Below are 4,844 nucleotides of genomic sequence, written 5' to 3'. Positions count from 1 at the left end.
TCCTGTACGCTCCCGCCAATGCACTCGCCTGGCTTGTCCTTATCGGAGACGTAAGCTCTCCATGAGCGGCAAAGATAAAACTATATCGATATCGATATAAGCGCAATTGCGTGACAAGGCTTTGCGACGGGTAACACCCACGCCCATACCGCCCGGCGCAACCCAAAGACGGCCTGGGCGATGGCAACTTCTGCCGCCATATCACTCAAACCAATTAACCTGTCCCCTGCCCCATCACCTTGCCTAGACTCGCTGCATCCCGAACCAGGAATGCCGCCATGCCCGAGCAACTCCTCAGCAGCCGCAACCTCGCCTTCGAACTCTATGAAGTCCTCGACGCCGAGGCCCTGACCCAGCGCCCGCGCTTTGCCGAGCACAGCCGCGAGACCTTCGACGCGGCGCTGACCACTGCCCGCACCATTGCCGAAAAGTACTTCGCCCCGCACAACCGCAAGGGCGACGAAAACGAGCCGCGCTACGTGGACGGCCGTGCCGAGCTGATCCCGGAAGTGAAGCCTGCGGTCGACGCCTTCCTCGAAGCGGGCTTCCTCAACGCCAACCGCGACTTCGACGTCGGCGGCATGCAGCTACCCAGCCTGGTGTCGCAAGCCTGCTTCGCCCACTTCCAGGCCGCCAACGCCGGCACCACGGCCTACCCGTTCCTGACCATGGGCGCGGCCAACCTGATCGAGAGTTTCGGCAGCGACGAACAGCAACGCCTGTTCCTGCAACCGATGATCGAGGGCCGCTACTTCGGCACCATGGCCCTGACCGAGCCCCATGCCGGCTCGTCCCTGGCCGATATCCGCACCCGCGCCGAACCCGCAGGCGACGGCACCTACCGGCTCAAGGGCAACAAGATCTTCATCTCCGGCGGCGACCACGAACTGTCGGAGAACATCGTGCACATGGTCCTGGCCAAACTGCCGGACGCGCCGCCCGGGGTGAAGGGCATCTCGCTGTTCATCGTGCCCAAGTACCTGGTCAGTGCCGACGGCAGCCTGGGGCCGCGCAACGATGTGCTGCTGGCCGGGCTGTTCCACAAGATGGGCTGGCGCGGCACCACCTCCACGGCGCTTAACTTCGGGGACAACGGCCAGTGCGTCGGCTACCTGGTGGGCCAGCCGCACCAGGGCCTGGCCTGCATGTTCCAGATGATGAACGAGGCGCGCATCGGCGTCGGCATGGGCGCGGTGATGCTGGGCTACGCCGGTTACCTCTACTCGCTGGACTACGCCCGCCAACGCCCACAGGGCCGCCTGCCGGACAACAAGGACCCGTACAGCCCCGCCGTGCCGATCATCGAGCACAGCGATGTGAAGCGCATGCTGCTGGCACAGAAGGCCTACGTCGAGGGTGCTTTCGACCTGGGCCTATACGCGGCCCGGCTGTTCGATGACACCCACACCGCCGCGGATGCTGAGGCTCGCCGGCAAGCCTTGGAACTGCTCGACCTGCTCACCCCCATCGTCAAGTCCTGGCCCTCGGCGTTCTGCCTGAAAGCCAACGAACTGGCGATCCAGATCCTCGGCGGCCACGGCTACACCCGCGAGTACTCGGTCGAGCAGTACTACCGCGACAACCGTCTCAACCCGATCCACGAAGGCACCGAGGGCATCCAGTCCCTCGACCTGCTCGGGCGCAAGCTGGCGCAGAACAACGGCGCCGGGCTCAAGCAACTGATCCGCTTGATCGCCGGCACCTGCGAACGCGCCAGCCATCACCCGAACCTCGATCCGCTGCGCCAGCCCCTGGAGCACCTGGTCAACCGCCTGCAGAGCGTGACCCTCGCCCTGCTCGGCGACCTGGCCGCCGGCAAGGTCGCCGGCGCGCTGGCCAACTCGGCGCTGTACCTCAAGGTGTTCGGCCATTGCGTGATCGGTTGGCGCTGGCTGGAGCAGGCCATTCATGCCGAGGTCGGCCTGCTCAAGGGCAGCGACCGCGACTTCTATCAGGGCAAGCTCCAGGCCGCGCGTTATTTCCTCACCTGGGAAGTGCCGGGCTGCCATAATGACCTCGCTTTGCTCGAGGCCCGCGACGACACCTGCCTCGCGATGCAAGAGGGGTGGTTCTAGGGGGAACCACCGCACACACGGAGGTTTCCGATGTTCGACTCCAGCACCCTGCTGCGCCAGCGCTTTGCCGCGCTGCGCAGCACGGCCGAACTGTTCTCGCTTCGCCATGTGAAGCAATCGCACCAGTCACTGTCGGTTCGGCGCAACGTCGCCGAGCCGCCCTTCTTCAGCCAGGACGAAGGCGCCATGCTCACCGTGCGGGTGGATGGCGTCGAGGCCTACGCGGCCACCGCCGACCTGTCCCAGGCTGGGCTGCAACGTGCCCTGGAGCAAGCCGAGGCGCTGGCCCGACGGATCAAGGCCAGCAGCCTGCTCGACCTGAGCGGCAGGCCAGCCCCGGACGGGCGCCACGACCATGTCTCGCCCAACTTCGAACAGCCCCTGCCCAACCTCGCCGACTGCCTCGACCTGTTGGCCGCCGAATCGGCCAGCGTGCCCAAGGACGAACGCCTGGTGGACTGGCAGGCCAGCCTTGGCATCAGCGTGGTCGAGCAGACCTACCTGAACTCCGCCGGCGCCGAGTTGCGCCATGCCCAGCGCTTCGTCTACCCGGGCCTGGGCGTCACCGCCAGCGACGGACAGGACAGCCAGAGCCGTAGCCTGGGCCGGGAGAACTTCGGCCAGCAGGGCGGTTTCGAGGTGATCGAGCGCTGTGGCCTGGTCGGCGCGACCCGCCGGGTGGCCGACGAGGCGCTGCAACTGCTGCTGGCACCGAATACTCCAAGCGGCCGGCGCGACCTGCTGCTGATGCCCGACCAGATGATGCTGCAGATCCACGAGTCCATCGGCCACCCGCTGGAGCTGGACCGCATCCTCGGCGACGAACGCAACTACGCCGGCACCAGCTTCGTCAAAGCCGGTGACTTCGGCCATCTGCAATACGGCTCGAAGCTGCTCAACGTGACCTTCGACCCGACCCTCCGCGAGGAACTGGCCAGCTACAGCTTCGATGACGACGGCACCCCGGCCAGCAAGCAGTTCCTGATCCGCGACGGCCTGCTGGTGCGCCCCCTGGGCGGCGCCCTGTCGCAGCTGCGCTCCGGCCTGGATGGCGTGGCCAACAGCCGCGCCTGCGGCTGGAACCGCGCGCCGATCGACCGCATGGCCAACCTCAACATCGAGCCGGGCGACCAGTCGCTCGAACAACTGGTCAGTGGCATCGAGCACGGCATCCTGATGCGTACCAACCGCTCCTGGTCCATCGACGATGCGCGCAACAAGTTCCAGTTCGGTTGCGAGTGGGGGCAGTTGATCGAAAACGGCGAGCTCAAGGGCGTGGTGAAGAACCCGAACTACCGGGGCATCTCCGCCGACTTCTGGCGCAACCTCTCGGCCGTGGGCGACAGCAGCACCTTCCAGGTGCTCGGCACGCCCAACTGCGGCAAGGGCGAGCCCAACCAGGTGGTAAGGGTCGGCCACGCCTCGCCAGCCTGCGTGTTCCGCCAGGTCGACGTATTCGGGGGAGACGCCTGATGAGCAGCCTGTACCAGCAACGTTTCGAAAACCTGCTCGACAGCCTGAACGCCGCCGTGCAACCGGGCGAGCAGTTCACCCTTGGCTACAGCGCCGAGCATTCGCAGTTCGTGCGCTTCAACCATGCCAAGGTGCGCCAGGCCGGGCTGGTCAGCCAGGCCAGCGTGCAGCTGCGGCTGGTGCGCGAAGGGCGCCAGGCCGAGCAGCAGATCACCCTGGGTGACGATCCCGACCTCGACCAGCGGCGTCTGCACGATGCCCTGGCGCAGTTGCGCCAGACCTTGCCATTGCTGGCGGTGGATCCCTACCTGAACCTCGACGACAGCGCCTGGCACAGCCATAGCCTGTTGGAGCAGCCCTTGCCCGAACTGGACGAAGTGCTGGCCCTGGTCGAGCGCGAAGCCGGTGACCTGGACCTGGTCGGCATCTATGCCGCCGGCCCCATCTGTCGGGGCTTCGCCAGTTCCTTCGGGGCCTTCGGCTGGCACCAGGCCAACAGTTTCAACTTCGACTGGAGCCTGTTCCACGCCAACGGCCAGGCAGTCAAGGCCAACTATGCCGGGCAGGCCTGGAGCGGCGAGACCTTCGCCGCGCGCCTGCGCCAGGCCCGCGAACAGCTGGCGCACCTGGGACGCCCGGCCATCACCCTCAAGCCCGGCAGCTACCGTGCCTACCTGGCGCCAGCGGCAATGGACGAGATCGCCGGGATGCTGTGCTGGGGTGGTTTCTCCGCGCAGGCCCTGGCCACAGGCAACAGCCCGCTGCAGCGCCTGTACAGCGGCGACGCGCAACTGAGCCCGCGGGTGAGCTTCAGCGAGCAGGTCAGCGGCTCGCTGAGCCCCGCGTTCTCCGACGAGGGCTCGCCCCGTCGCGACCTGCTGCTGATCGGTGAAGGCAGGGCGCTGGAAAGGCTGGTGAGCGCCCGCAGCGCCGCCGAGTTCGCCCAGGAGGCCAATGGCGCCGACAGCCATGAGTCGCCGTGCGCGCTGAGCCTGGCCCCGGGCAACCTGCCCGGCGCAGAGGTACTGGAGCGTCTGGGCACCGGGCTGTACATCAGCAACCTGTGGTACCTGAACTATTCGGACCTGCCCGCGGCGCGCATGACCGGGCTGACCCGCTTCGCCACGTTTTGGGTGGAAAATGGGCAGATTCAGGGGCCGGTAAGCACCATGCGCTTCGACGACAGCCTGTACAACCTGCTGGGCAGCCAGCTCGAAGACCTGACCCAGGAGCGCGAGATGATCCTCTCGACCAGTACCTACGGGCAGCGAAGCACCGGGTCGAGTCATTTGCCGG

3 protein-coding genes are annotated in these 4,844 nt (G+C 66.6%); all 3 read left to right on the top strand.

Translation table 11 applies throughout. The features are described 5' to 3' along the window. The first annotated feature begins 278 nt into the window (after nt 1-278). A complete protein-coding gene (locus N5D48_RS25590; protein WP_279888891.1) occupies nt 279-2,075 on the top strand; it encodes an acyl-CoA dehydrogenase in 1,797 nt (598 codons plus the stop codon). A 30-nt stretch (nt 2,076-2,105) separates the two neighbouring features. Continuing rightward, a complete protein-coding gene (locus tag N5D48_RS25585; protein ID WP_279888889.1) occupies nt 2,106-3,548 on the top strand; it encodes a TldD/PmbA family protein in 1,443 nt (480 codons plus the stop codon). Further along, nucleotides 3,548-4,844, top strand: a 1,297-nt coding sequence (locus tag N5D48_RS25580) for a TldD/PmbA family protein (RefSeq protein WP_279888887.1), incomplete at its 3' end; no start/stop codon positions are given. The genes N5D48_RS25585 and N5D48_RS25580, both read left to right, overlap by 1 nt.

This window comes from Pseudomonas sp. GD03858 (assembly GCF_029840925.1).
GTDB lineage: Bacteria > Pseudomonadota > Gammaproteobacteria > Pseudomonadales > Pseudomonadaceae > Aquipseudomonas.
Note: the sequence above shows the minus strand (reverse complement) of the source record. Positions and strands in the feature narration are given on the sequence as shown.

Excerpts from the sequence above, each read along its gene's own strand:
- N5D48_RS25585 (WP_279888889.1), top strand. The coding sequence starts at position 2,106 with ATGTTCGACTCCAGCACCCTGCTGCGCCAGCGCTTTGCCGCGCTGCGC.
- N5D48_RS25590 (WP_279888891.1), top strand. The coding sequence starts at position 279 with ATGCCCGAGCAACTCCTCAGCAGCCGCAACCTCGCCTTCGAACTCTAT.